The sequence below is a fragment of the Streptomyces sp. MCA2 genome (assembly GCF_023544705.1).
In the GTDB taxonomy this organism is placed as follows: Bacteria; Actinomycetota; Actinomycetes; order Streptomycetales; family Streptomycetaceae; genus Streptomyces; species Streptomyces decoyicus.
In genome coordinates this window covers 19,057-44,951 of record NZ_JAMJFM010000059.1, presented here as the reverse complement: position 1 = coordinate 44,951, position 25,895 = coordinate 19,057, and the positions used below count along the sequence as shown (strand labels likewise).

At 69.7% G+C, this 25,895-nt stretch carries 20 protein-coding genes and 1 pseudogene; 14 read left to right on the top strand and 7 right to left on the bottom strand.

The features are described 5' to 3' along the window. Positions 1-181 precede the first annotated feature (181 nt). From M8I34_RS34705 to M8I34_RS34690, 4 genes are all read left to right on the top strand, one after another. Positions 182-589, top strand: coding sequence for a YciI family protein (locus M8I34_RS34705; RefSeq protein ID WP_250056569.1), 408 nt, complete (start codon positions 182-184; stop codon positions 587-589). Positions 590-597: 8 nt separating this feature from the next. Next, positions 598-1,758 (top strand): RNA polymerase sigma factor, encoded by a 1,161-nt coding sequence (locus M8I34_RS34700; RefSeq protein WP_250056592.1) that lies wholly within the window; start codon positions 598-600, stop codon positions 1,756-1,758. Between the two features lie 288 nt (positions 1,759-2,046). Then, a complete protein-coding gene (locus M8I34_RS34695; protein ID WP_250056566.1) occupies positions 2,047-2,457 on the top strand; it encodes a hypothetical protein in 411 nt (136 codons plus the stop codon). 111 nt (positions 2,458-2,568) lie between these two features. Further along, positions 2,569-2,916, top strand: coding sequence for a DoxX family protein (locus M8I34_RS34690; RefSeq protein WP_250056564.1), 348 nt, complete (start codon positions 2,569-2,571; stop codon positions 2,914-2,916). 93 nt (positions 2,917-3,009) lie between these two features. Here M8I34_RS34690 and M8I34_RS34685 read toward each other — a convergent pair whose 3' ends face one another. Both M8I34_RS34685 and M8I34_RS34680 read right to left on the bottom strand, forming a co-directional pair. Continuing rightward, positions 3,010-3,708 (bottom strand): DUF305 domain-containing protein, encoded by a 699-nt coding sequence (locus M8I34_RS34685; RefSeq protein ID WP_250056562.1) that lies wholly within the window; start codon positions 3,706-3,708, stop codon positions 3,010-3,012. Between the two features lie 87 nt (positions 3,709-3,795). Further along, complete coding sequence (locus tag M8I34_RS34680; RefSeq protein ID WP_250056560.1) at positions 3,796-4,251, bottom strand: DUF6153 family protein; 456 nt, start codon at positions 4,249-4,251, stop codon at positions 3,796-3,798. A 187-nt stretch (positions 4,252-4,438) separates the two neighbouring features. Between M8I34_RS34680 and M8I34_RS34675 the strand changes: the two genes are divergently transcribed. The 4 genes from M8I34_RS34675 (at position 4,439) to M8I34_RS34660 (ending at position 9,699) form a co-directional block, all read left to right on the top strand. Continuing rightward, positions 4,439-4,993: a hypothetical protein gene (locus M8I34_RS34675; protein ID WP_250056558.1), complete on the top strand. Its 555-nt coding sequence runs from the start codon at positions 4,439-4,441 to the stop codon at positions 4,991-4,993. A 361-nt stretch (positions 4,994-5,354) separates the two neighbouring features. Next, complete coding sequence (locus tag M8I34_RS34670; protein ID WP_374211027.1) at positions 5,355-6,905, top strand: M4 family metallopeptidase; 1,551 nt, start codon at positions 5,355-5,357, stop codon at positions 6,903-6,905. Between the two features lie 307 nt (positions 6,906-7,212). After that, positions 7,213-8,646 (top strand): FAD-binding oxidoreductase, encoded by a 1,434-nt coding sequence (locus tag M8I34_RS34665; RefSeq protein WP_250056554.1) that lies wholly within the window; start codon positions 7,213-7,215, stop codon positions 8,644-8,646. A gap of 90 nt (positions 8,647-8,736) precedes the next feature. Further along, positions 8,737-9,699: a WD40 repeat domain-containing protein gene (locus tag M8I34_RS34660; RefSeq protein WP_250056553.1), complete on the top strand. Its 963-nt coding sequence runs from the start codon at positions 8,737-8,739 to the stop codon at positions 9,697-9,699. 47 nt (positions 9,700-9,746) lie between these two features. Here the strand turns inward: M8I34_RS34660 and M8I34_RS34655 are convergent, their stop codons facing one another. Further along, entirely contained in the window at positions 9,747-10,487 is a 741-nt protein-coding gene (locus M8I34_RS34655; RefSeq protein ID WP_250056551.1) for an N-acyl homoserine lactonase family protein, read from the bottom strand. A 308-nt stretch (positions 10,488-10,795) separates the two neighbouring features. Between M8I34_RS34655 and M8I34_RS34650 the strand changes: the two genes are divergently transcribed. Further along, positions 10,796-11,503, top strand: a complete 708-nt coding sequence (locus M8I34_RS34650; protein ID WP_250056549.1) for a hypothetical protein — start codon at positions 10,796-10,798, stop codon at positions 11,501-11,503. A gap of 223 nt (positions 11,504-11,726) precedes the next feature. On the opposite strand, the gene M8I34_RS34645 is transcribed toward M8I34_RS34650, so the two are convergent. After that, the gene (locus tag M8I34_RS34645) at positions 11,727-12,395 is read right to left on the bottom strand and encodes an SGNH/GDSL hydrolase family protein (protein WP_250056547.1); all 669 of its coding nucleotides are present in this window, start codon (positions 12,393-12,395) and stop codon (positions 11,727-11,729) included. Positions 12,396-12,589: 194 nt separating this feature from the next. Here M8I34_RS34645 and M8I34_RS34640 point away from each other — a divergent pair. After that, positions 12,590-13,520: pseudogene (locus M8I34_RS34640) on the top strand (IS5 family transposase). Positions 13,521-13,558: 38 nt separating this feature from the next. Here M8I34_RS34640 and M8I34_RS34635 read toward each other — a convergent pair. Next, positions 13,559-15,073, bottom strand: coding sequence for an FAD-dependent monooxygenase (locus M8I34_RS34635; RefSeq protein ID WP_250056546.1), 1,515 nt, complete (start codon positions 15,071-15,073; stop codon positions 13,559-13,561). A gap of 433 nt (positions 15,074-15,506) precedes the next feature. On the opposite strand from M8I34_RS34635, the gene M8I34_RS34630 reads away from it, so the two are divergent. From M8I34_RS34630 to M8I34_RS34615, 4 genes are all read left to right on the top strand, one after another. Further along, on the top strand, positions 15,507-16,067 hold the full coding sequence (locus tag M8I34_RS34630) for a GNAT family N-acetyltransferase (RefSeq protein WP_250056544.1): 561 nt from the start codon (positions 15,507-15,509) through the stop codon (positions 16,065-16,067). A gap of 574 nt (positions 16,068-16,641) precedes the next feature. Next, positions 16,642-18,669: an ABC transporter ATP-binding protein gene (locus M8I34_RS34625; RefSeq protein ID WP_250056542.1), complete on the top strand. Its 2,028-nt coding sequence runs from the start codon at positions 16,642-16,644 to the stop codon at positions 18,667-18,669. Between the two features lie 223 nt (positions 18,670-18,892). Then, positions 18,893-20,119, top strand: coding sequence for a cytochrome P450 (locus M8I34_RS34620; protein ID WP_250056540.1), 1,227 nt, complete (start codon positions 18,893-18,895; stop codon positions 20,117-20,119). An 88-nt stretch (positions 20,120-20,207) separates the two neighbouring features. After that, positions 20,208-23,372: a BTAD domain-containing putative transcriptional regulator gene (locus tag M8I34_RS34615; protein WP_250056538.1), complete on the top strand. Its 3,165-nt coding sequence runs from the start codon at positions 20,208-20,210 to the stop codon at positions 23,370-23,372. A gap of 103 nt (positions 23,373-23,475) precedes the next feature. On the opposite strand, the gene M8I34_RS34610 is transcribed toward M8I34_RS34615, so the two are convergent. Together M8I34_RS34610 and M8I34_RS34605 are read right to left on the bottom strand one after the other, a co-directional pair. Next, entirely contained in the window at positions 23,476-24,717 is a 1,242-nt protein-coding gene (locus M8I34_RS34610) for an acyltransferase (protein WP_250056530.1), read from the bottom strand. A gap of 280 nt (positions 24,718-24,997) precedes the next feature. Then, on the bottom strand, positions 24,998-25,849 hold the full coding sequence (locus tag M8I34_RS34605; RefSeq protein WP_250056528.1) for an SGNH/GDSL hydrolase family protein: 852 nt from the start codon (positions 25,847-25,849) through the stop codon (positions 24,998-25,000). Between the last annotated feature and the right edge of the window lie 46 nt (positions 25,850-25,895).

Below are 25,895 nucleotides of genomic sequence, written 5' to 3'. Positions count from 1 at the left end.
CATGCTCAGTCACTAACTCGTTGCATAACGTGACACCGGACGCGGCGTTCAGGCGGCTCGCCCACCCTCCTCCACGGAAACTCAAAAAAATACGGGCGGCGATGTCGAGAACCCGCATCTGGCTCCGTCCCCGTAGTGAACGCGACCACAATGGGTCGCACCAGCACAGAGGAGAACCACCATGGCCAAGTACCTGCTGCTCAAGCACTACCGTGGCGCCCCGGCGGCGGTCAACGACGTGCCCATGGACCAGTGGACGCCGGAGGAGATCTCGGCCCACATGCAGTACATGCAGGACTTCGCGACCCGGCTGGAGGGGACCGGCGAGTTCGTCGACGGTCAGGCGCTCGCCCCTGAGGGGAAGTGGGTCCGGTATGACGGCGAGGGTCGCCCGCCGGTCACCGACGGCCCGTTCGCCGAGACCAAGGACCTCATCGCCGGCTGGATGGTGATCGACGTCGACAGCTACGAGCGCGCCGTCGAGCTGGCCGGGGAGCTGTCGGCGGCCCCCGGGGCGGGCGGGAAGCCGATCCACGAGTGGCTCGAGGTGCGCCCGTTCCTGGCCGCGCCGCCCACCATCACGGAGTGAGCTCTCCGATGGACGAGGCCCTGCTCCGGAGCCTCATTCCGAGCGTGCTCGCCATCCTCGTCCGCCGCGGAGCCGACTTCGCGGCGGCCGAGGACGCCGTGCAGGACGCACTGGTCGAGGCGGTCCGTGTCTGGCCGGACGACCAGCCGCGGGACCCGAAGGGCTGGCTGGTCACCGTGGCCTGGCGCCGGTTCCTCGACGCGACGCGGGCGGACGCCGCCCGCCGCCGGCGTGAGGATCTGGTCGACGAGGAGCCGACGCCCGGACCCGCACCCGCGGTGGACGACACGCTCCAGCTCTACTTCCTGTGCGCCCACCCGTCGCTGACGCCGTCGTCCGCGGTCGCGCTCACGCTGCGCGCCGTCGGCGGGCTGACCACGCGGCAGATCGCGCAGGCCTACCTGGTGCCCGAGGCGACCATGGCGCAGCGCATCAGCCGGGCCAAGCGCACCGTCTCCGGCGTTGGGGTATCCCGGGGAAAGTTCGACCAGCCCGGCGACGTCGCCACCGTGCTGCGCGTCCTCTACTTGGTCTTCAACGAGGGCTACTCCGGCGACGTCGACCTCGCCGCCGAGGCCATCCGGCTCACCCGTCAGCTCGCGGCCGCGATCGACCACCCCGAGGTGGCGGGGCTGCTCGCCCTCATGCTGCTCCACCACGCCCGGCGCGCCGCCCGGACCGCGCCCGACGGCAGCCTGGTGCCGCTCGCCGAGCAGGACCGCGGCCGGTGGGACACGAAGTCGATCGCCGAGGGCGTCGGGATCCTCCAGGCGGCCCTCGCCCGCGACCGGCTGGGCGAGTTCCAGGCCCAGGCCGCCATCGCGGCACTCCACGCCGACGCGCCCACCGCCGAGGAGACCGACTGGGTGCAGATCGTCGAGTGGTACGACGAGCTCGCCCGCCTGACCGACAGCCCGGTCGTCCGGCTCAACCGCGCGGTGGCCGTCGGCGAGGCCGACGGACCGCGCGCCGGCCTGGCGGCGCTCGCGGCGCTGGACGACTTGCTGCCCCGCCACACCGCGGTGGCCGCGTACCTCCACGAGCGCGACGGCGACCTGGCGACGGCGGCACGGCTGTACGCCGAGGCGGCCCGAAAGGCACCCAACCTCGCCGAGCGGGACCACCTGACGCGCCAGGCCGCCCGGCTCAACGACCGCCGGGGGCGCTGACGGGTCGGGCTCGGACTTTCCCGCCGCGTGGCACTTGGCGCGCCTCCGTGGCCAGACCGGTCTCCTCACAGTGCGGAGGCCGGCCGAGACCGGCTGCGCGACGCGTTGCCGGCGGGGCCGCTCAGCGGCGACAGGCCTGGTGCCTCAGTAGACCGGCCTGCTGAAGTGCCCGGTGAAGGTGGCCCATTTGCGACGGTTCGGCAGCCCGAAACGCAACTCACCCAAACCTGTCCACGAAGAGCCGGATACGAGGCCCCGCTCTTGCTCTCCGTCGCATAATTGACGTCTATGCGAGACATAAGGCGGTCGGAGCAGCCAGAGCCGACCGAGCACTACATCTTCCAAGACAGTCAGCCGGTGGTGCTGGAGTGCGGATTCCCATGGAATTCCGTGCCCGACCGGGATCCGCTCGCGCTGGAGCGAATCACCGCGCATCGTGCTGTCCGAGCGCTGGCCGAGCTGTGCGAGGGACTCATCAGACCCACGACGTTCGGCGTGACCGGAAACTGGGTGGACGAGTACGGCTGGCCGACGGTCGGCAATCCACCGCGGTGGAACTGGTTTCTGAAGACACCGCAGTCGCCGCCTGACGCCCGCTCACCTTACGTGGATCCGCAGGTCATGGAGACCGCGACGCTGGACGAGCGGTCGATGCTCGCCGCCATCGGCTGCACGCCAACTACTGCGCACACAGATTGATGTCCGTCAGCTGTCACATTCCCGCGTCGCGGCGCGTCAGGGCAGTGAGGAACTCACGAGACCCGGTCGGAGCAGGTCCGCCCCGGTGTCCGCCCGATGGGAGCATTTCTGATGTCTACCGCCTACGTCGTCGTCACCGTCCTGGCCGCTGTCATGGCGGGCTTCTCGGCCGCTTCCGTCTTCTTCCGCGCCGAGTGGGTCGTGCAGCCGATGGCTGACTACGGCGTCCCCCGCTCCTGGTTGCCCTGGCTCGGTACGGCCAAGGCAGCGGGGGCCGTGGGCCTGCTGGCCGGTCTGTTCCTTCCGGTGGCCGGTGTCGTGGCCGGGATCGGGCTGGTGCTGTATTTCGCCGGTGCGGTCGTCGCCGTCGTCCGGGCGCGCTGGTACGCACACATCCCGTTCCCGCTGCTGTACGCGGCGCCGGTGGTCGGCGCCTTGGTGCTGGGATTCACCGCCTGAGCCCTGCCGTCCGAGGGCCGCTTGAACGCTGGGTCAGTCGGCCGCTGCGGCCCCGACGAGGGACCACAGCGGCCACTTGCTGAGCAGACCGGATCAGAGCCGGTCGAGGATCTTGTTCAGCTTCCCGACTTCGGCGGACTGATGCGTGACGACATCGCCGGCGAGCTTCTTCGCCGTGGCGTTCTTGCCCTTCTTCTGCTCGTCGTTCGCCATCTCGATCGCGCCGTTGTGGTGGCCGATCATCATCTGCGCGAACTTCCTGTCGAAGTCCCTGCCCTTGGCGGCCATCAGGTTCTTCATGTCCTTGCCGGACATCATTCCGGACATGCCCGAGCCGTCCTTGGAGCCGGATCCGTGATCCATGCCGGGCATGCTGTGGTCCATGCCGGGCGCAGAGCCGCCCGACACCGGCTTGCCCCAGCCCTTGAGCCAGGACGTCATCTTCTGGATCTCGGGGTCCTGGGCCTTCTCGATCGCCGCGGCGAGGGACTTGATCTCCGCGTCCTCGGCCCGGCCGTCGGCGAGCTCGGACATCTCCACGGCCTGCTGGTGGTGAGGGATCATCATCTGCGCGAACATGACGTCCGCGTCGTTGAAGGCACCCGGAGCGGGGTTGGCGCCGGCGTCCTTGGTGGCCGTCGTCGACGGCTTGGCCCCGTGTTCCGTGCCGCTCACACGGTCGTCGTCGCTGTGGCCGCAGGCGGTGAGCAGCAGACCGGCGGCGGCAGCGATGCCGGCAACGGCGATACGGCGAATCCGGCGGCGGCGCACGCCGTGCTTGATGGCTGTCATGTCAAAACCTCGTGCTGTCTGTTCTACGGAAAGGGTGGGCGAACGGGGTGGCGCGGGCAGCGCAAGGCGCCCGCGGCGGCGTTCGGCCTAAATCCGCAGGACTGACAGCTGAGCGAGGTCCGGTGGTCTGCGCGGCGGGGGGTTGGGGCGCAGGGTGGCCACGACGCCGGCGCGAAGTCGCACCAGCCAGTCCGTCCTCCGGCTGAGCGCTGCCCGGAGGAGGCTGATGAGGACCAGGGCCCCGAGCACGGCCACGCACAGGGTGGTCATGTCCATTCCGGTGCCCGGAGTATGGGAGGACGGCTTGGCGTCGTCGGAAGCACCAGGTGACGAGACCGAGGCGGCCGCTGGCTTCGAAGCGGTCATGCCGCGGTGCTCAAGAGCGCCGGCGGCGGGACCATGAACCGCGGGCCCCATCGTGGCGCCGGAGGAATCGTCGGGATGCCCCACCGAGTGCATCACGAACACGCCCAGCGCGAGCACGACGATGAGCAGTAGGTGCCCCCAGGCGCCTGCCGCTCGGCTCGTCCGGCTCGTACTCACAGCGATCCCCTCCGGCGTTGACCCTACCGAAGGGCGCTGAGCACTGCGACGTCCAGTCCCCGCCGAAGCCCGCGACCTCCTCGGCGGTTCTGCCGTGGGAGCCGCTGACCGCAGCCCGCTCGGAAGGCGGTGCCTCCGAGAGCAAAAGGAATGGTGCGCGGCACGAAGAGTGTGGAGCATGGACGTCATGAGCGATGAGATCCGACGGCAACTGACAGCGGCCGCCGAGAAGCACCAGTTCACGCGCATCGTGCGCGCGCTTCCGGACAGTGACGAGATCGAGGGGTTCGTGATCTCGGTGACGCCCTCCTGGACGCTGGTCACGGAGTGCAACTCCCTTACGCTGAACGGCTTTGTGGCACTCAGAACCCGCGACATCGTCAAGGTCAGACGCCGGGGATCCGGCGATCTGATGGTGCGCTGGCTCCGGCGGCACGGACCCTGGCCTCCCCCAGGGCCGTCCGGCGCGATCTCACAGGCGGACATCCGGTCGCTGATGGAGTCGGCCGGCAGGCAGTACCACCTGATTTCCGTCCTCCAAGAGGATCTGGACCCCGACGTGGTGTACATCGGGGCGCCGGTGCGCTTGGGAAAGAACCGGCTCAGGCTCCTCGAGGTCAATCCGAGAGCCTGTTGGGCCAATGCCCCGTCGTCGTTCCGCTACGACGACATCACCCGAGTCGACTTCGGTGACCGGTACAGCACCATCCTTGGCTCCTTGGCGGGTCCCCCGCCACAGTGAGCCGTGCTCGTCATCCCTCGTGCAAGTGCCGGTCGGCCTGGCCGACGAGCCGGCCAGCCATACATCAGCCCCAGGCCCTGGGCGGCCTGGGGCTGATGTATGGCGTTGGCGTCACAAAGCAGTTCCATTGGTGAAATTATTGTTTCTTCTGTGTTGAACATCTGTCAAAAGGCGTCAACTACTGGCACGCTCCCCCTCGATTCACTCCTAATGCTCCACCGGGCATCCCACCCCTCGGCTGCCCGGCCGCTTCTTGGGCTGCGACGCCGCGGCCCTCACAAGGGAGACCGAGTTGAGACGGATCTCGTCCACCCCCCGCAAGAACACCCTGCGCGCTGCCGCGCTGGTCGCCTCCGCCGCCATGGTCGCCGTCGGCGTCCAGGCCGGCTCGGCCAGCGCGCAGCCGGACCGCGCGACCGGCGCCTCGGCGGTCCAACTCTCCACCGCACAGCGGGCATCCGCGATCAAGGATGCCCGGAGCAGCGCTTCCGCCACCGCCGCGAAGATCGGCCTCGGCGCGCAGGAGAAGCTCGTCGTCCGGGACGTCATCAAGGACGCGGACGGCACGGTGCACACCCGGTACGAGCGCACCTACGCCGGACTGCCCGTCCTCGGCGGCGACCTGGTCGTACACCAGGCCAGGAGCGGCAAGCACAGCGTCACCAAGGCGACCAACGCCCCGATATCCGTGGCCAGTACGTCCGCCGCGCTCTCCCCCTCCGCCGCGAAGAAGAGCGCACTCAGCGCTGCCGCCGCGAAGAAGGACACCGGCACCAGCGCCTCCGCCCCGCCGCGCAAGGTGATCTGGGCCGCTACGGGCAAGCCGGTTCTCGCGTACGAGACGGTCGTCACCGGCGTCCAGAAGGACGGCACGCCCAGCAAGCTGCACGTCATCACCGACGCGGCCACCGGCAAGAAGCTGTTCCAGAACGAGGCCATCGAGACCGGCTCCGGTACCAGCACCTACAGCGGCAAGGTCGCGCTCACCACCACCAAGAGCGGCTCGACCTACCAGCTCAAGGACGGTGCCCGCGGCGGCCACAAGACGTACGACCTCAAGCAGGGGACCTCGGGCACCGGCACGCTCTTCACCGACGCGGACGACGTATGGGGCGGTGGTCGCCAGACCGCCGGCGTCGACGCGCACTACGGGGCGGCCGTCACCTGGGACTTCTACAAGAACACCCTCGGCCGCAACGGCATCCGCAACGACGGCAAGGGCGCCTACTCCCGCGTCCACTATGGCAACAGCTACGTCAACGCCTTCTGGGACGACAGCTGCTTCTGCATGACCTACGGCGATGGCAGCGGCAACTCCGCCCCGCTGACCTCCCTCGACGTGGCCGCCCACGAGATGAGCCACGGCGTCACCGCCGCCACCGCGGGACTCAACTACAGCGGTGAGTCCGGCGGCCTCAACGAGGCCACGTCCGACATCTTCGGCACGTCCGCCGAGTTCTACGCCAAGAACACCTCGGACGTGGGCGACTACCTCATCGGCGAGAAGATCGACATCAACGGCGACGGCACTCCGCTGCGCTACATGGACAAGCCCAGCAAGGACGGAGCCTCGGCCGACTACTGGTCCAGTGGCGTCGGCAACAAGGACGTCCACTACTCCTCCGGTGTCGCCAACCACTTCTTCTACCTGCTGTCCGAGGGCAGCGGCGCCAAGGTCATCAACGGCGTCAGCTACAACAGCCCCACCTCAGACGGCTCCAAGGTCACCGGCATCGGCCGGGCCAAGGCCGAGAAGATCTGGTACAAGGCCCTCAGCACGTACATGACCTCCACCACCAACTACAAGGCCGCACGCACCGCGACCCTGAAGGCGGCAGGCGACCTGTACGGCACAACGAGCGCCGCGTACAAGGCGGTTGGCGCCGCATGGACGGGCGTCAACGTGAAGTAGGCGGGTTCGCGTAGTGCGTCCCGGCACCGGTGCCGGAACCGGTGCCGGTGCCGGGACGTAGCGCCGTCTTGCTTCAGCCGACGCGTGCCGGCGGTCCGCTCCGGCGACCGCCGGGCCGCTCCCGAGCGCGCCGTGCGCCGCCCGTGCCGCGCACACCCCTGACCTGCGACAGCCTCCCCCTGCCCGGCGGGCTCGCGGAGCGAGGTTCCACCGCTGGAGAGGGCAGTCACCCCGTGTTAGCGTGAACATATCCGCACCAAACGGATGCTCACCTACCTTCCTCGACCCTCCGGAGGAGATGGTGACCATGGCGCGGGACTCCCTGTTCCACGCCCGCCGGGCCGGCAACCGGCCTCGGACAAGCGAACAGACCTCCTCCCGTACCGCCGCGCGAGCCGCCGGCGTCGAGGCCAACGTGGACTGGACCGGCCTTCGCCAGCGCATGCGCGGCGCGTTGCTGCGGCCGGGAGACCCCGGGTTCGAGGACGCCAGGAAGCTTTTCAACCCCCTCAATGACGACCATGTGCCCGCGGCGGTCGCGCAGTGCGAGTCGGTGGCAGATGTCCGCGAGGGGGTGCTGGCCGCCGCGAACCGTGTTCCGCTGGCTGCCCGCAGTGGCGGCCATTCCTATGTCGGTTACTCGGCGCCGCACGGGGGCCTCACCCTTGACCTGCGACGCATGTCGGCCGTGGAGGTCCAGCCGGACGGCACCGCGATCGTCGGCGCCGGTGCGAACCTGCGCGATGTCTACAGCGGACTCGGCCGGGCGAACCGCTGTATGCCCGGCGGATCCTGTTTCACCGTCGGCATCGCCGGGGTGGCCCTGGGCGGCGGGATCGGCGTACTGCAACGCAAGTTCGGGCTCACCTGCGACCACCTCCTGGCCGCTGAGCTCGTCACCGCTGACGGAAGAACACTGACGGTCTCCGCCGCGCGTACCCCGGACCTGTTCTGGGCCCTGCGCGGTGGCGGTGGCGGCAACTTCGGGGTCGTCACACAGTTCACGTTCTCGACCGACCCGGCTCCGGCACTGACGGTGTTCCTGATCGTCTTCCCCGCGGGGAAGGTGACCGAGGTCCTGAGCGCGTGGCAACCATGGATCGCCTCCGCGCCCCGGGAGCTGTGGGCCAACCTCAACGTGTCGGGCGGGGATGTGCCGGGCTGCCGGGTGGCGGGATGCTTCGTCGGACCGAGCAACACATGCACTCCCTTGCTGGATGATCTGGTCGCGCGCTCCGGTGTGCTGCCCAGCCGGCGAACGGTCCAGGACCGGGACTACTTCAATGCCATGCGCTTCTTCTCCGGCCGACCCGACCGGGAGTCGTTCGTGGCATCGTCACGGGTCCTCAACTCCCCCGCTGCCGACCCTGCTGCCGTGAACACACTGCTCACCGGCCGCACAGGCATGGCCCTCATCCTTGACCCTCTCGGTGGTGCGGTGGCCGACGTGGGCGCGCAGCAGACCGCCTTCCCGCACCGCAGCGCATTCGCCACGGCACAGATCTATGCGAGCGCTACGGCAGCATCCGAAGCCGAAGTGACGCGCAGCGTCGCGGAAGTCGTGGCAGGGCTTGCCCACCTGGGCATCGGGGGCGGCTACGTGAACTACATCGATCCGGACCTCCCCGACTGGCCGACGGCCTACTACGGCCCGAACCTGGAGCGCCTGCGTTCCATCGCTCACGACTACGACCCGGACCAGGTGTTCGGCTTCCCGCAAGCACTGACGCAGCAGGCCTGAGCGCCGGTCGAGAGCAGGCCTGAGTGCGGGTCGATCGCGGACGGTTGCCACAACCCCCGGTCGGCCGCGGCCAGTTGCTACGCTCTCCAGATGCTCGTGAGCACAAGGATTCCCACTGATTCCGCGATCCACGACCTCTCCGTCGTCCACCACGCGGGGAGTTCCCTGATCGCCTGCGCGGATGAGCGGGGCGGGGTGTGGACGTGGTCTCCCTCGACCGGGGAATGGATGGCCCGGCCCCTCCCCTACGCCCACGCCGGGGACCCGGTCGTGGCAGAGTTCCCCGATGCCGAGAACAGCATCGACATGGTCGCCGCGCTGTCCGTGAACGGCAAGCTCCTTCTCGCAGCCGGCGGGGACGAACAGGAACCCGCTCTATGGGACCTCGGGAGCAGCGAACTCCTGTGGCGGACACCGCTCAACGGCGCCTACCTCGCCGAGGTGATCGCGCTCGACGGCGCGTTCGTCACCGCGCAGCAGTACTCCGAGGAGGTACGGCTCTGGTCGCCGGACGGCACGGACACCGTACTGGGCGAAGCGGGCGAGGTGTCCTGCCTCGGCGGGGCACGGATCGGTGACCGCTCCCTGATCCTGGCGGGCGGTTCGGGAGTCGAAGTCTGGGACGCCGCGACCCTCACCACCATCGCCACCTTCGATCCGGACGAGGAGCGGGTGTGGGCCGTGACGGCCTGCGCACTCCCCGACCGCACGGCGATCGTCGCGGGCACCGAGAAGGGCGACCTGTACGCCTGGGACCTTGATGCCGGACCGGACGAGCTGCTGTACGAACCGGTCGCCACCTCGCAGGGGCCCCTGGAGACGGTGGCGGTCGTGACGGTCGACGGGCGGCCTCGGGTGGTGACTGCGGGCCAGGATTCGCTGCGACTGTGGGACGCTGCCGAGGGGTTCAAAGCCGGCCACGTCCTCACGAGCGGGCACGACATCACGGCGATGGAGTCGGCGGTCGTCGACGGCCGTCGGGCACTCGTCACCTCCGGGCGCGACGGCGTACTGCGAATCTGGGACGCGTCCGACCTGGCCGCCACCCGGTAGTCCGGCCACAGCTCGGGTAGATCGTGGTCCTCATGGCCGGGTGCCGCTTACCGCCGTTGACGGCTGCCTTGTTCGTCCGCACGGTTGCTGTCGGCTGGTTCCCAGACCGAGCAGTCGTGCGCGAACATCACACGTCGTGGGTCGAAGTCGGCGAGCCGCTCCAGGCAGTGCGGATAGGCAGGAAGCGGCGGCTCCACGCCTTGGAGCGCGGCCTGTCGGGCCAGGTGGTCCGACGCGAACTGGGACGCGAAGTCGTGTGCCTGGCCGGCGAGGACCACGGTGCCGTCGCCTCGCCGGAGGACCAGCGACTGATGCCCTTGAGTGTGGCCGGGCGTCGGAATGATCCGGACTCCCGGCCAGAGCTCGGTCTCACCGGCGAGCTCCTCGTAAACCGCTCCGGGGAAATCGACAAGCTCATCGATGGTGTAGTCGCCGCGGCGGGCGGTGGCCAGCTCCACATCCTGGACCAGGATGGGCTTGCCGGCCAGGAGAGGGTTTCCTCCGCAGTGATCGAAGTGAAGATGACAGTTCACGACGACGGAGATGTCGGCCGGAGTGACTCCGGCTGCTGACAACGCGCCTTGCAACGGGCGCCGTTGGGGGCGGTAGTGCGCTTCGGTTCCGGAGTCCGCGTTGCCGATGCCGGTGTCGAAGAGAAGCAGTCCCCGGTCGTGCCGCACCAGGTAGGCGAGCACGGGCTCGACCCTGGGTTGCGGGCCGCCCGTCTCCGAAGCCGGCCGGATGAAGTACCCCAGATCGAGCCGACGCACCGTCATCTCCATCCCCATACGACCATCCTCGCAGCCCGTGACGTGCCGTCCAGATGCTCTGCCGATACTCCGCCGAGAGCGGAATCACCCTTGCAGTGACTATGAGTTGGGCGTCGGGCAGGTCGCTGCTGGACGCCAGATGGCCGTGCAGGATCCCCGCCGGTCACGTCCATGCGCTGCGTGCCGAGGACCGACAGCAGCCGTAGCGCCACGTCATGTGCGCTCCGCCCGGGCGGACTCCGCCCAGGCGGAGGTGAACCACCGTGGGTAGGTAAAGTCCACCCCCGACATCAGAGATCATCATGCTCCACTACCAGGGGGACGGATTGAGCACCACGGTATGGCTCCATAACCCGAGCCGGAAAGCCGCGGGCCGGGAAGCGCCGGAGGACGGGCGTGTCCGGCGGGAGATACGCCTCACCTCCCCCGCGTCCCAGGAGGACGGCCCCACAGACGGGCCGACCCGTGCCTACCTCGAACGTGACCTCCCGGCCGGCGGTCACGACGCCTACCGTGCCGCCCGTAAGGAAGGCGCCCGCGCTTTTCTGCTGTGGAGCGACGCATATCGTCGGCAGTTGCTGGCTCGTGTCGTGACCAAGTCCGCCGCGAAGGGCGAGGCGCGCGTTTTCGAGGTGCTCGGCGCCGCTGGTGAATCGCTGGCACTCATCTCGCGCACCCCTGCCATGCACGGCGGTCGGGGCCGGTCGCACTGGACCGTCGAACAAGCCGGACGACCGGCGGTTGTCGGTGCCAAGGGCCACCTCTTCTGGTGGTGCGTATGGTGGCTGCTGCTCCCGCTGTGGCTGGCCATCGCGGTGGGCAGCATCGTGGGGGGCGGTGACATCGCTCGAATGCCCCGCACCATCCGCTGGAAGTCATCCGGCGAGGAGGTTCTGGTCTGGGGCTCCGATGGCAACGACTTCGCCCTGACCGTCCTGGCCGACTGGTGGGACCCGCGCGTGACCGCCTCACTCGCCGCCTTGGTCAACAGCCACGACGGGTGGCTCGGCAAGCCCTGGGATGAGGGCAAGTAGGCGCGTCAGCCTCGTTGGGCGCGTTGGACGCGAATCCGGTTCGCTTCCCTATCCCTTCGCTTCCCAGGCAGGGTTCGACACGGCGATGGTGCGGCTCAGGTCCCGGACGTGGAGCCGACGCCACGGATCGTGGCGTCGGCCCCTGACCGCCTGCGGGGGCGGGGCGGCCCGGCCGGTGAAGCTCCTCGCGATCGCCGGTGTCACGGGTGATCGCGAGGCCCGGTCACGCGACCAGGCGCAGCCAGGCCGCCGCGAGTGCGGCGTGACCCGCCGGCGTCGGGTGTACGCCGTCCGCGGCCCAGTACTCCGGCCCGGCCGTCGCGGCGAGCCCGGCGAACATGCCGTCGGCGGCGAGCAGATGCGCGCCGTACTTGCGGGCGAGCTTGCGCACGGCCTGGATCTTCGGGTCCAGGTCGATGCGCCATTCCTCTCGCTCCTTCTCTCCGATGAGCGCGACACCGGCACCGGCCTCGACGACGCCGTCGATCGGCAGGAGGAACGGCTCGATGAGGATCAGCTGTGTGCCCGCCTCGGCGAGGGGCGCGAGCAGGCGGTCATAACCCGCTTCGAACTCCTCCACGGGGATCACGTACCCCTTCGGGTCCAGCGTGTGCCAGCCCATGTCGTTGACCCCGACGAGGATCGACACCACGTCCGGGCGCGCGTCGAGTACGTCTGTCTGCCAGCGGGCTTCGAGGTCCCTCACCTTGTGGCCCGCGATCCCGGAGTTCAGCCAGGTCACGGGCCGGTCCGGGTGCCGGAGTCCCCACTCCCCCGCGACGCGCAGCGGGTAGCCGAACCCGAGACCGTCTTCGCTCTCCAGCCGTTGGCAGTCGGTGATCGAATCGCCGGTGAACATCACGGTGCTTCCCGGTCGGACAGTGATCGTCATGTGCGCTCCTTGAACTCGGGTGAGGAGAGGCAAATGGCTGAGAGCGTTGATACTCCGGCGATTGAATCCGCATCGGAATGATTCCCTGCGCGCCCTTTTGGCGCCGGAAGGAAAGAAAAGGGAACGCCGTGGCCGCTAGGCAGTGTTTCTCGGATCTCCGGACGTGGGTGGGGTGTTGGGGTCAGGCTGGTTCCATGGGTCGTGGGGATTTAACGAATGCAGAGTGGCATCGACTGGAGTCGTTCTTGCCTCGTGGTGGTGCGCGTGGGGGTCGGTGGAGTGATCATCGGCGGGTGATTACGGGGTGCTGTACCGAGTGCGGACGGGTGTGCAGTGGCGGGATCTTCCCGAGCGGTTCGGGCCGTGGGAGACGGTCTACAAACGTCATCGCCGCTGGTCAGCGGACAGAACGTGGCAGAGGCTGCTGTCCCGTGTCCAGGCCGCCGAGGATGCTGAGGGCCGAATCGACTGGGACGTGTCAGTGGACTCCACCGCGGTGCGGGCTCACCAGCACGCCGCCGGCGCGAGGAAGGTGCCCCCCGCCGCGGTTCCTCAAAAGGGGGCCGGGCAGGGGACAAACCGGGTCGGTCCGGTGCTGCGGAAACTGGCTGTCCGATTGGAGAAGGTGGTCAGATCGGCGAATGCCTGGGACGCTCCCGCGGCGGCTTCACCACCAAAATCCACCTCGCCGCCGAGGGACGATGCCGACCCCTCGCGCTCGTTCTGACACCCGGGCACTACGGTGACGGCCCCCAGCTCGACCGGGTGCTGGAGCAGGTTTCCGTGCCCCGCACCGGAGTCGGACGGCCACGCACCCGGCCCGACCACGTCCTGGCGGACAAGGCCTACACCTCCCGCAAGAACCGCTGTTACCTGCGACGACGCGGAATCCGGCACACCATCCCCGAACGCCTCGACCAGCAACGACACCGGCACAACCGCGGCTCCGACGGCGGCCGGCCCACCGGATTCGACAGCGAACGCTACAAGAAACGCAACACTGTCGAACGCGCCATCAACCGCCTCAAGGGCTTCCGGGCCGTCGCCACCCGCTACGAGAAACGCGCCTACGTCTTCCTCGGGACCGTCACGGTCGCGACCCTCATGATCTGGCTCCGAACATGATCCGAGAAACAGCGCCTAAGGAGAACGCGGTGGCTGCTTCAGATTTCCGGGCCACCGAACCAATGGCCGGCGGCACGCTCGAACGCTTCACGATCAGGGGTGCGATCGCCTGCCCAGGCGACTACGCCGTCGGGGCGGACAAGCACGGCACCCAATCCGAGGTCGTTTCTCGCCGGACCGGCCGCATACCGCATCCGACTCTCCCAGCCCATCGCTGAATCGCGCAGGCATTGGTCAGTGCTGAAATCGAGCGCGACGCCCCGTCCGTCCCGCATCAGGTCGCCGAGGCGAGTGCCGTCTTCGAGACGAAGGTCCGGGGCGCTGCGGCCGACCAGTGGATGCTCGCTGCCGAGGTCGTATCGGATCGAGGCTCCCGACAGCCTCTCGAACATGTAGGTCGTTCCGTCACGGGTCCCGATCAGGTCGCGAACCACCGCTTGGATCGCCTGACCATGCGGGTCCGGCCGCATGGCCGCCACCTGGGCGCGCGTCCAGTCGAGCACCGCTGCGCCGATCGGATGGCGCTCGCTGGTGTAGGTGTCGAGCAGCCCGTCCGGCGCGTACCCGTGCACGGTCGCCGCGAGCTTCCACCCCAGGTTCATGGCGTCGCCGATGCCGGTGTTGAGTCCCTGTCCGCCGAGGGGCGAGTGGATGTGAGCGGCGTCGCCCGCGAGCAGGACGCGTCCCCGCCGGTAGGTCGTCGTCTGCATCGCCCGATCGGTGAAGCTCGAGGCGAGATGCACCTCGCTCAGCGTCACGTCGGTGCCGGACACACGGCGCAGCACCGCCTGGAGATGGTCGCGAGTCGGCTGCTGCGAGCGATCGAACGCGCCGCCGTCGAAGTCCATCATGCCGATGTGCCCTTCCGAGGGCTGGAGGTACATGCCCGTCGGCGTCAGGTTGATCCCGGAGCGCAGCTCCTCTGCATCGGCCACGGTGACGTGCATGGAGTAGCCGGTCAACTGCGGCTCGGTGCCGACGAATTCGAAGCCCGCGAGCCCACGCACCGCGCTGCGTCCGCCGTCGCAGCCGACGACCCAGCGCGCCGCGTACTCGTGCTCGCCGGCTCGCGCGACCACGCTCTCCTCGTTCTGGACGATGGCTGAGACCGTGACGCCGTGCCTGATGTCCACGCCGAGCTGGGATGCCTGCTCGGACAGCAGCGTCTCGACCGATTCGAGGTGGGTCAGCAAGACCTCCATCGCCGGGCTGGGAAGCCGGTACGGCAGGGCGGCGACATCGACCAGGGCCGGATCGAGCACCATGCCGGCGAAATGGCCGCCACGAAGGGCCGACGGCTCGTGCGCGTCGGGATCCGCGCCGGGATCGTCGTGGACACCCGATGCCTTCAGCAACTGATGCAGCATCCCGCGGCGGTAGAACGCCTCGACCGACGCGACGGACAGGCCCCGCATCCCGAGCGGTTTCGCCTTGAACGGGGAGTGAGGCTCCGGGGCCCGCTCAAGCACCAGGACAGAGCAGCCCGCGAGGCCAAGCTCGCAGGCAAGGAACAAACCAACCGGGCCGGCGCCCACGATCACTACGTCATGCACGAGAATTCCCCTTCCCCAAACCACAGCCGGATGGACACCCGGCAGGACTTCTCCAAAGGTGCCGGACCTCACCGACATCGGACCGACAGTCCCCGATATGCCACCGACACCACAGCTCCGCCGCTCGATCACCCCTGATCAAAGCGCCCATCCGATCAGCCAGGAGGATGCTTCTCAGGTCTCCACCCCAGGGAGTGGGAGATGGGGTGACAGCTGGATGCACCGACGGCCTGACGCGGGGTGGTGACACCGCAGGCATCAGACCCCCCGAACGCCGGAGTACCACGCCGTCGCACACCCCCGGAGTACCACGCCGTCGCACACCCCGGAATGCAACGCCGTCGCGCACGCCCATGACACACGCCCATGACACACCGCCCGTGGGAAGATCCCTTCGCACCACGTGCACTGGTGCCGACCGTGGAAGGTGACGATGTACGCGATATCCCTGGGCGACGACGGCGCTGAGCTCCGCCCGCTCGAACCGTGGCAGGCCGAGGAGTTCCTGGCCCATGTGGACCGGGGGCGGGAGTTCATCGGGCAGCACAACGCGCTGCCCGACGTCGTCACGGACCTGGTGTCGAGCCGTGCGTTCCTCCAGGCGTACGCGGAGAAGGCGGCAGCCGACGCCGGGCGGCTCCACGGCATCTGGACGGACGGCGAGCTGGTCGGCGCGGTGCTCTTCCGGAGGATGGACGTCGAGCAGGGCATCGCCGAGGCGGGCTGCTGGCTGGAGCCGTCCGCGGTGGGCAAGGGGCTGGTGACCCGGGCGGCGCGCCTGATCATCGATTGGGCCGTCGAGGAGCGGGGCATCCACCGCGTGGAGTGGGTGGTCTCGGCAGCGAACGGACCCAGCATCGCCGTGGCCCGGCGGCTCGGGATGACGAAGGACGGCGTGCTGCGGGAGAGCTACCCGTACCGGGGGAAGCGGCACGACGAGGAGATCTGGTCGGTACTCGCACCGGAGTGGCGGGCGGGCAAGCAGGCTTCCTGAGGGCCTGCGTGGCCCAGCCCCGCTCGGTTCGTCACGTGGCTGCTATCCGGCCGCCCAGTGCGGATTGCGCACCCCCATGAACCATTGACCGACGTCGGCCCTTCTCGGCTCCGTCGTTCATGGCTCTTTCCTCACTTGCCGGCTGCCGACTGCCCCGTGACGACTCCCGTACTCCCGGGCGGCAGCCGTGAGTTGATCCACCTCCGGCGCTCCTTGAATCCGCCCTGCCCGAGCGCCGCAATACCCCGAAAGAGCGACCCGCACTGTTCGAGTGCCCGCAGGTGCGCGCAGACCAACTGCCCTGCGCGCTCCGCCGGCAACCGGAACATGCGTTCACCATCTGCCCCCGAAGTACCCGTTACGGGGCGCGATCCGGGCCAGTTCTTAGAGCACCTGTACTCATCGCTCCTCCTGGAGGAAACGTGATTCCCTTAGGCGCTCCTGAGCATGGCCCCGCCGCGTTCGAACATCACCCGGTCTCCCCCTGCCTGCCCCAGTGCTCCTCGGGGCTTGTGGTTGACGCTTCCGTGCCGGGCACTCGCGGCTCCTCACGACCGGTTACGGGGTGGTGGGTATGAGCAGGAAGACCGCGTCGGCCGATACCCCCGATCCGCGAAAACGGGTGCCCGCACCCCGCCGTGGATCCCTCGCTCTGCCGCCGGCGGCGGTGCCCGCAGGCCCGGCGAGTGACGACATCACCGAGGAGCTCGAAGAGGCGTACTGGTCGATCTACGACGGCGCCGCGGCCACGGCGACGGTGGGACAGCTCCTCGCCCGGCTCCCCCGTATCGTGCGCCAGATCGGCCAGTTGGCGTGGCAGGCCGACCGGCCGGCCACCGTGGCCGTCGTGGTGCTCCAGTTGGTGTCCGCGGCGATGTCCGCCTTCGGCCTGGCAGCGTCCGTGGCCGTCCTCCACCAGCTGTTCGCCCAGGGGCCGACCCCGGACAAGGTCCGCTCCGCCGTACCGCAGATCCTGCTCGTGGTGGCCTTCCTCTCCGCCCGGGCCCTGCTCGAAGCCGGGGTCGCCGTCGCGCAGGCCCGTGTCACTCCCAAGATCCGCACCGCGCTGGAGAGCGACTTCCTCCAACTGACCGCGCACGTCCGCCTGGAGGTGGTCGACGACTCCGACTGGCACGACGACGCCTACCGGGCCAATGACCGCGGGCTGTTCTACGCGCGGCAGATCGTCGGCCAAGTCGTCGCCATGGCCTCCGCCTTCCTGGGGCTGATCGGCACGGCAGGCGTCCTGACCGTCCTGCACCCCCTGTTGCTCCCCCTGCTCCCGCTGTCCGTCCTTCCCGTGGGAGCCGCGGCCGTGCGCACCGCGCGGGCCCGCTTCCACAGCTTCAAACGGTGGAATGCCCTACAGCGCCGGGTGCGGGTCTTCTCCTGGCTCCTGCTGGACCGCGACTCGGCCGCCGAACTGCGCGCGGACACCGCTCAACGGGCCCTGCTCGACGAGCATCACCGCCTCACGACCCGCATCGCCGAGGAGGACACCCGCCTGGGGGTGAGTGCCGCTCTGCTGACCCTGGCCGGGCGTGGCCTGGGAGGGGTCGGGGCCGGAATCACCTACACCGCACTGGGGGCCATGATGATCGCCGGGTGGCTGCCGCTGGCGGCCGGCGCGGGCGCGGTGATCGCCATCCAGGTCAGCCAGACCTCGCTGACCCGGTTCGTCGATGTCGCCCACCTGGTCTACGAGCACGCGATGTGGGTGACCGACCTCCTGGACTTTCAGGAGCGATGCCGCACCCTTCAGCCCCGCCGGCGCAAGCGGACGGCACCCGAATCCGTAAAAACGGTCAGCCTCCAGAACGTCAGCTACACCTACCCCGAAAAGGAGACCCCGGCGCTCAAGGACATCTCCATGACCCTGCGTGCCGGGGAGACCGTCGCCTTCGTCGGCCTCAACGGGTCCGGCAAGAGCACGTGTTCGCGGCTGATCGCCGGTCTCTACGACCCGCAGGAGGGGGTCGTCCTCTGGGACGGGGTGGATGCCGCGGACCTGGATACCGAGTCCCTCCAGAGGCGGGTGGCCACTGTGCTCCAGGACCCGGTGCATTTCCCCTTCAGCGCACTGGCGAACCTCACGGTCTCCCGTGGCACGCTCACCGAGGCGGACCCCCAGCGGGCGCTGGACGCCGCGCGGGCCTCCGGCGCCGAAGAGGTCATCGCAGGGCTGCCCGGCACCTGGCAGGCGCTGCTGTCCAAGCGGTTCCGCGGCGGCCAGGAGCTGTCGGCCGGCCAGTGGGCGAAAGTCGCCGTGGCCCGAGGCCTGTACAAGAACGCCCCCGTCCTGCTGCTGGACGAACCGACCGCGAGCATGGACCCGCGCGCCGAACACGACGTCTACCGGGCCGTGCTGCGCGACAAGCTCCGCGACGACCAGATCACCGTGCTGATCTCCCACCGCCTGGCCAGCGTCGTCGAATGCGACCGCATCTACGTATTCGACGACGGGCAGATCACCGAATCGGGCTCCCACCAGGAACTCATGGCTCTCGGGGGCGACTACGCCCAGATGTTCACCCTCCAGGCAGCCGGCTACCAAGCCGCGTCCGCGGCGCCCGGATCCGAAGCCGGGGCGGTGCACGAGTGAACGAGGAGGCCTCACAGCCCGACTCCGCCCTGCCGTAAGAACACCCGCAGGCGAACGCGGCGTAGGCGTCGTCGGCGATCAGCACGTCGGGTGGTGATCAGGACCTCGGGCAGTGATGCTGACACCGGCCATGTCTCCGGTATGGCCGGTGTCAGAGCCGTGACAGTCGTATGTCAGGTCCGTCGGCGATGGTGGCGCAACAGCCGCCACGAAAGGTACTCCGATGAGTCGAACGGTTCCCATTCCGCAGGGCCTCCCCATGGAGCGGGACGCAGGCCCCTTCGCCCCGCCGCGCGACATCTCCCGGCTGCGCGAGGCTCGCCCGGTCAGTCCCATGGTCTTCCCCGACGGTCACGAGGGCTGGCTCGTCACCGGCTACGACGCGGTCCGCCGGCTGATGGCCGACACCCGGTTCAGCTCCCGCCAGGACATCGGCATTCTCCACGTGCCGTACGAGACCCCGGGCATGCCCGCCCCCACCGAACCGTCCCCGCAGATTCCGGGCGTGTTCATCGCCATGGACCCGCCGGACCACACCCGGCTGCGGCGCAGGCTCACCGGCGCCTTCACCGTCAAACGCATGAAGCAGCTCGAAGAGCACATCAGCGACATCGCCGAGCGGCAACTGGACGAGCTGGCGCGCCTTGCCCCACCGGTCGACCTGGTCAAGGAGTTCGCGCTGCCGGTGCCCTCGCTGGTGATCTGCGCACTGCTCGGTGTCCCCTACGCGGACCGGGAGACCTTCCAGGTCAACTCCGCCAAGTTCTTGGAAAAGGACGTGTCGCTGGAGGAGAAGATGGCCGCGTACACCGGGCTGACCACGTACCTCTCCGAACTGGTCACACGCAAGCGCGCCGCCCCCGGCGAAGACATACTGTCCGACCTGGCCCGCCAGGACGACCTCACCATCGAGGAACTGACCGGCGCCGCCTTCCTCCTGCTGCTCGCGGGCCATGAGACCACCGCCAACATGCTGGCGCTGGGCACCTTCGCGCTCTTGGAGCACCCCGAGCAGCTGGCCGAACTGCGCGCCAATCCTGACCTGATGCCCGGCGCCGTCGAGGAACTCCTGCGCTTTCTGTCCATTGCCGACATCTTCTATCGCTACGCCACGGAGGACATCGAACTCGGCGGCGAAATCATCACCAAGGGATCGACCGTCGTTGTCTCGCTGCTGGCCGCCAACCACGACCCCCAGCGCTTCGACAACCCCGACACCCTGGACATCCACCGTACGGCCCGCGGTCACCTGTCCTTCGGCCACGGCATCCACCAATGCCTCGGACAGCAACTGGCCCGCATCGAGATGCGCGCCGGTTTCGAGGGACTGCTGCGTCGCTTCCCGACCCTCGAGCTCGCCATCCCCGCCGCCGAGGTGAAGCTCAAGACCGACATGAACATCTACGGCGTCCACGCACTGCCGGTCACCTGGACGGAAACGGCCCGGTAAGACCGCCCGCCGAGCGCGTCAGCACGACAACTGCCCGCAGTACGTCAACAATGGGGTGCCCGCCACCCGCCCATGACAAAATCAGCGGGTGCAGATCGGGATGCTGGGTCCGTTCGAGATACGCACGGACGACGGCGGCTCGGTCGACGTGCCGGGCGCGCGGCTGCGCGGACTGCTGATCGCCCTCGCGCTCAAACCGGGTCACGTGGTCCCGAAGGCGTCGCTCGTCGACTGGATCTGGGGGGAGCAGCTGCCCGCCGATGCGACGAATGCCCTCCAGCGCTTGGTTTCCCGGCTGCGGAAGGCACTGCCGGACGGGGTGGTCGAGAGCCGGACGGACGGCTACCGGTTGACGGTGCAGCCCGACGCCGTCGACGCCGTACGGTTCGAACGCCTCGTCCTCGCGGGCCAGGCCTGCACCGAGGACGCTTCCCGGCGGGCGCGGCTGCTGCGCGAGGCCCTCGATCTGTGGCGCGGTGCGGCCATGCAGGACATCGGTCTGACGGACAGCGCCGCGTTCGACGCCGCGGTCGACCGGCTCGAAGGGTTGCGCCTGACCGCCACGGAGGAGCGGTTCGACGCGGAGGTCACCCTCGGGCGCGGTGCGGACCTGGTCCCGGAGCTGACCGAGCTGGTGGCCGCGCACCCGCTGCGGGAACGGCTCGCCGCCGCGCTGATCCGCGCCCTCGCCGCGTCCGGTCGCGACAGCGAGGCGCTGTTGGCGTACGAGCGCGTGAGGGAGGCCCTGGCCGATGCGCTGGGCGTCGACCCCTCGCCGGAGCTGGCCGCGTTGCACGTCGCGCTGCTGCGGGGCGAGCTGGGGCACGGCCTGCGGCGAAGGGAAGCGAGCCGCAGGACCAACCTGCGCGCCGAGCTGGCCACCTTCGTCGGCAGGGGAGCCGATGTCGCCGCGGTCCGCGAGCTCCTCGCCGAGCACCGGCTCACCACCGTGATCGGGCCGGGCGGCGCGGGGAAGACCAGGCTGGCCACGGAGACGGCGCGCACGCTGCTCGGCGACCTGCCGGACGGGGCCTGGCTGGTGGAGCTCGCCGCGATCGGTGCGGACGGCGACATGGCGCAGTCGACGCTCACCGCGCTCGGCCTCCGGGACGCCCTGCTCGGTGAGGCCCCGAACGCGGAGCTGACGGACCGGCTCATCGCCGCGATCCGCGAGCGGGAGGCGCTGCTGATCCTGGACAACTGCGAGCACGTGATCGAGTCCGCGGCGGTGTTCGCCCACCGGGTGCTCGGGGAGTGCCGACGGCTGCGGATCCTGGCGACGAGCCGGGAACCGCTCGGCATCACCGGGGAGGCGCTGTGGCCGCTCGAGCCGCTGGCCCTGCCGGAGGGGGACGCGGGCCCGGGCGAGATGGAGTCCTCACCCGCCGTCCAGCTGTTGCGGGACCGGGCCGGGGCGGTGCGCCGGGATCTCGTGGCCGATGCCCCCACGCTGGCGACGATGGTGCGCGTCTGCCGGGCGCTGGACGGGATGCCGCTGGCGATCGAACTGGCCGCGGCCCGGTTGCGCACCATGTCCATCGACCAGCTCGCAGGCCGGCTCGATGACCGGTTCCGCCTGCTGACCAGCGGCAGCCGGACCGCGCTGCCACGGCACAAGACGCTGCGCGCGGCGGTCGACTGGAGTTGGGAGCTGCTCACCGACGCCGAGCGGAGGGTCCTGCGCAGGCTCTCGGTGTTCTCCGGCGGGGCAAGCCTGGAAGCGGCCGAACGGGTCTGCGCGGGCGACACGGTCGAGCAGGAGCAGGTGCTGGAGCTGCTCACCGCGCTGACCGAGAAGTCGCTGCTGCTGGCCGAGGAGGGCAGTGCCCCGCGCTACCGCATGATCGGCACGATCAAGGAGTACGCCGGGCACCGGCTAACGGAGGCGGGGGAATCGGAGCAGGCGCGCCACGCACATCTGGCCCACTTCACCGAGCTCACCGAGACCGCGGAGCCACACCTGCGCCGCGCCGAGCAACTGGTCTGGCTGGCCAGGCTCGACGCCGAGCACGACAACATCGGTGCGGCGATGCGCGGCGCGCTCGCGGCGGGCGAGGCGCAGGCGGCGATGCGGCTCGCGGCGGGCGCGGGCTGGTACTGGTGGCTCGGGGGACACAAGACCGAGGGCATGGAGCTGATCACCGCGGCCACCAGGACGCCCGGCGAGGTGACCGACGAGGACCGGGCCACGGTGTACGCCGTGGGCTCGATGTTCGTGACCTCGGGGCTGGGTGACGAACACCTGGCCGCGGAGTGGATCCACCAGGCGTACCGGTTCGGCCGGCGCAGTCGGCACAGCCGGCGCCGCCACCCGGCGATGGGGCTCGTCGCCCCGCTGGAACGCATGCTTCAGGCGCCCGACGCGTTCCTGCCCGCATGGGACCCGCTGCTCGACGACGAGGATCCCTGGGTACGCGCGCTGGCCCGGCTGCACCTGGGCAAGATGCGGATCGTGCTCGGCCATGACGGGCGGGACGCGGACGCCTACCTGGAGAAGGCGCTCGCCGAATTCCGGTCGCTCGGCGAGCGGTTCGGGATCTCGTTCGCCCTGACCGAGCTGGCGGACCGGATCGCCGTGCGCGGAGACTTCGCCGGTGCGTGCGAGCACTATGAGGAGGCGATCGCGGTCGTCACCGAGATCGGTGCCACCGAGGACGTCCTGCGCATGCGGTCGCGACAGGCGCAGCTGTACTGGCTGCTGGGCGACAAGGACGCCGGTGCGGCCGCCATCGCCGAGGCACAACGATGCGCGGAGCGGGTCACCTGGCCGGGCGCGCTCGCCTTCCTGGCCCTCTCGAAGGCCGAACTCGCCCGGTGGGACGGCAACGCCGCGGAGGCGCACAGGCAACTCGGCGTCGTGACGGCCGTGCTGGGCGACGAAGCGGAGCAGGCGAGCCTCCGCGCGGTGACGCACGACCTGCTCGGCTACCTCACCGACGACCCCGGCGAGGCGCGGGCGCACCGCGCGGCGGCCTGCGAGGCGGCGTCCGAGGCAGGACACGCGCCGCTGATCGCGCGGGTGCTCGTCGGGGTCGCGGACCTGGCACTGCGCCGCGACGCGCACGAGCAGGCCGCGCGGCTGCTCGGGGCGAGTACGGGCGTGCGCGGGCTGCCGGACCGCTCCCACCCGGATGCGGCTCGGATCGAGCAGACCGCGCGGCGCCACCTCGGCGACGAGCGGTTCGCCGAGGCAACTCGGGAGGGAATGCGGACCAGTTGGTCTCAGCTGGTCGAGGTCACGCTCACTTCTTGAACGTGAAGGCGGCCGCCCACGCATCACCCATGACTTGAGGCGTGCCTCCCGCCACACCACCACTGCAACGATCCCGTGATCGACAAGACCCATTCAAGCCCCCTCAGGGCGTCGGCGCGTTGAGCCGGGTGACGTCCACTGAATGTGCGCCGAGCTGTGGCCGCGGTATGAGTACCCACAGTGCGGCCGCGGCGAGCGTGCCGGCCGTAAGGACGACGAGCCCGGTCCGGCCGGTGGCCCATCGGGCACGGAAGCGGATGGGGTCCTCGACCGCCGTCTTGGACAACACGGCGGCCGCGAGGGAGAGGGTGATCAGTACCGCGGTACGTGGCCACCCGCCGAATCCGAGGACTTCCCGGGGCAGCAGCACGTAGAGGGGCCAGTGCCACAAGTAGATGCTGTAGGAGAGGTCGCCCAGCCGGCGGGGAACGGCGCTGCCCAGTACGCGGCCGATCCGTCCCCCCGGGGAGCCGGCCAGCAAGGCGATCAGCACAGCCGCCGCAAGGGAGTGCAGGAACAAGCCTCCGCTGAACAGGGACGGTGAACTCTCCCCCTCGATGAGGAACCAAGACGCCCCCAGTCCGCAAGCCAGCAGGCCGCACAGGACGTCCGCCGGCCGGCCGCTCAGCGGGGCGAGGGCCTTGCGGGCCGGTGCGGTGGCGGCGAGGGAGCCGAGCAGCAGGGAGAAGGCACGGGTGTCGGTGCCCTCGTACACGCGCGTGGAGTCGATGGCATGGGGCAGGACGACCATGCATGCCAGCGCGGCCAGCGCGCCGGCCGCGGCGACGGCTGTGAGGCGTCGGCTCCCGGACCGCCCCCGTGCCAGGACGGCGACCACGAGCGGCCACACCAGATAGAACTGCCATTCCACCGCGATGCTCCACAGGTGGCTGTAGACGCGGCTTCCTGCGGCGTTCCAGTAACCGATGTGCTCGCTGATGAAGTGCCAGTTCGTCGCCTGGGCAGCGACCCACGGTGCGTCGTCGAGTGCGAAGCCGAGCTGGGCCGGCGAGCCGAAGGCCCACGTCAGAAGCAGGGTGCCGACGCCCATGACGGTCAGTGCGGGCAGGAGGCGGCGGGCCCGCCGGCCCCAGAAGCCGATGAGGTTGATCTTGCCTGTGTGCGTGGCTTCCGTGAGCAGCAGGCCCGTGATGAGGAATCCGGAGAGGACGAAGAACAGGTCGACGCCGAGGAAGCCGCCGCCGAGGTGCCCGGCGTGAAAGAGCAGGACGGCCAGGACGGCGACGCCGCGCAGGCCGTCCAACGGTGCGATGTGTGCCCGGTCCTGCCCCGGGGTGCGGCGCGAGCGCCGGTGGCTGCGCGGCGCGAGCGTGGAAGTCGGCATGGTGGCGGGTCCTGTTCGGGTGATCGGTGCGTGTGGCGAGGCCCGGCGGTGCAGAGGGAGGTGCCGGCGGGCGCCGGGAGGGATGCGTTCTGCCGTGGGCACGGTCGTGGCGGACCAGGAGCGGCCTCTCCGGCCCAGGCGGGTGAAGTCGCCGGGGCCGGAGAGTGCGTGGGGTCACGGACGGGCCGGCGCCCTGCTTCGGCGACCTGCTTCGGGGCCCGCTTCGGGGCCCTGCTTCGGGGCCCTGCTTCGGGCCCGGCCCGCACCGGCGCGAGGCGGGTCAGCCGCAGTTGAGCTTTGCGAACCCCTCGTCCTTGGTCCACGAGCCGTTGGCCCACTGGCTCGGTGCGGACGGTGTGAAGCCGTGCAGCTTGCCGAGTTCGTCGGTGAACCACTTGGCGAAGGCGGCGGATCCCTGCTGGCAGGAGTGGATGCCGTCCGACGATCGCTGGGCCTTCGGGGCGGCGTTGTCGTTGCCCCACAGGGCGGATGCGTTGAGGAAGCGCACCTTGCCGCCGCTGTTGTCAGCGATCGCTTGTGCCACCTTCGGCGCGCTTTCGATGGCGCTCTTGTGCGGCTCGTAGAAGTTGTCGATCTTGAACGGCGGGGCGGAGACGATGATGAGTTGGGCGCCGGCCTCCTGCGCGGCCTTGGCCAGGCGCTCGTAGGAGCTGCGCTGCTGGTCCTGGTCGCCCCAGTCGTAGGTGGTGATCTGGTAGGCGATGACGTTCGGGTGGAAGGAGGCGACGTTTTCGGGGAAGTCCTTCCAGGTGCTCTTGGAGAGTTCAGCAGAGGGCCCGTCACCCTTGACGACGGTTCCGCCGCCGTCGGAGGCCGCGGACTTGAACTCCACACCGCTCGCCTTCAGCGCTGCCTGGAGGGGCGGAGCCTCGGCGTCGGCGATCGAGTCCCCCATCCACAACACCCGCTTGCCGGTGCTCTCCCGCGCCGGGGGCGAGCCGGCTCCGGCCGTGTCCTGGCCGCTGGATTCGGTCCTACCGCAGGCGGTCGTTGCGGCCAGCGCGGACCCGATGACCAGGAGGAGTCCGGCGGTCGCCGCCCTGCGCAGGGGCGAGTGGACGGAGGTGTCGGTGCGCCGGCCGCTGCGATGCGCAGTGTTCTTGAGGTGCATGCCGACGACGTAACCACCGCCAGGAGCGCCCCGGGCGGGGTGTCAT

Excerpts from the sequence above, each read along its gene's own strand:
- M8I34_RS34700 (WP_250056592.1), top strand. The coding sequence starts at position 598 with ATGGACGAGGCCCTGCTCCGGAGCCTCATTCCGAGCGTGCTCGCCATC.
- M8I34_RS34645 (WP_250056547.1), bottom strand. The coding sequence starts at position 12,395 with ATGACGATCACTGTCCGACCGGGAAGCACCGTGATGTTCACCGGCGAT.
- M8I34_RS34675 (WP_250056558.1), top strand. The coding sequence starts at position 4,439 with ATGAGCGATGAGATCCGACGGCAACTGACAGCGGCCGCCGAGAAGCAC.
- M8I34_RS34625 (WP_250056542.1), top strand. The coding sequence starts at position 16,642 with ATGAGCAGGAAGACCGCGTCGGCCGATACCCCCGATCCGCGAAAACGG.
- M8I34_RS34660 (WP_250056553.1), top strand. The coding sequence starts at position 8,737 with ATGCTCGTGAGCACAAGGATTCCCACTGATTCCGCGATCCACGACCTC.
- M8I34_RS34670 (WP_374211027.1), top strand. The coding sequence starts at position 5,355 with ATGGTCGCCGTCGGCGTCCAGGCCGGCTCGGCCAGCGCGCAGCCGGAC.
- M8I34_RS34695 (WP_250056566.1), top strand. The coding sequence starts at position 2,047 with ATGCGAGACATAAGGCGGTCGGAGCAGCCAGAGCCGACCGAGCACTAC.
- M8I34_RS34685 (WP_250056562.1), bottom strand. The coding sequence starts at position 3,708 with ATGACAGCCATCAAGCACGGCGTGCGCCGCCGCCGGATTCGCCGTATC.
- M8I34_RS34610 (WP_250056530.1), bottom strand. The coding sequence starts at position 24,717 with ATGCCGACTTCCACGCTCGCGCCGCGCAGCCACCGGCGCTCGCGCCGC.
- M8I34_RS34655 (WP_250056551.1), bottom strand. The coding sequence starts at position 10,487 with ATGGGGATGGAGATGACGGTGCGTCGGCTCGATCTGGGGTACTTCATC.
- M8I34_RS34630 (WP_250056544.1), top strand. The coding sequence starts at position 15,507 with ATGTACGCGATATCCCTGGGCGACGACGGCGCTGAGCTCCGCCCGCTC.
- M8I34_RS34605 (WP_250056528.1), bottom strand. The coding sequence starts at position 25,849 with ATGCACCTCAAGAACACTGCGCATCGCAGCGGCCGGCGCACCGACACC.
- M8I34_RS34665 (WP_250056554.1), top strand. The coding sequence starts at position 7,213 with ATGGCGCGGGACTCCCTGTTCCACGCCCGCCGGGCCGGCAACCGGCCT.
- M8I34_RS34620 (WP_250056540.1), top strand. The coding sequence starts at position 18,893 with ATGAGTCGAACGGTTCCCATTCCGCAGGGCCTCCCCATGGAGCGGGAC.
- M8I34_RS34690 (WP_250056564.1), top strand. The coding sequence starts at position 2,569 with ATGTCTACCGCCTACGTCGTCGTCACCGTCCTGGCCGCTGTCATGGCG.
- M8I34_RS34705 (WP_250056569.1), top strand. The coding sequence starts at position 182 with ATGGCCAAGTACCTGCTGCTCAAGCACTACCGTGGCGCCCCGGCGGCG.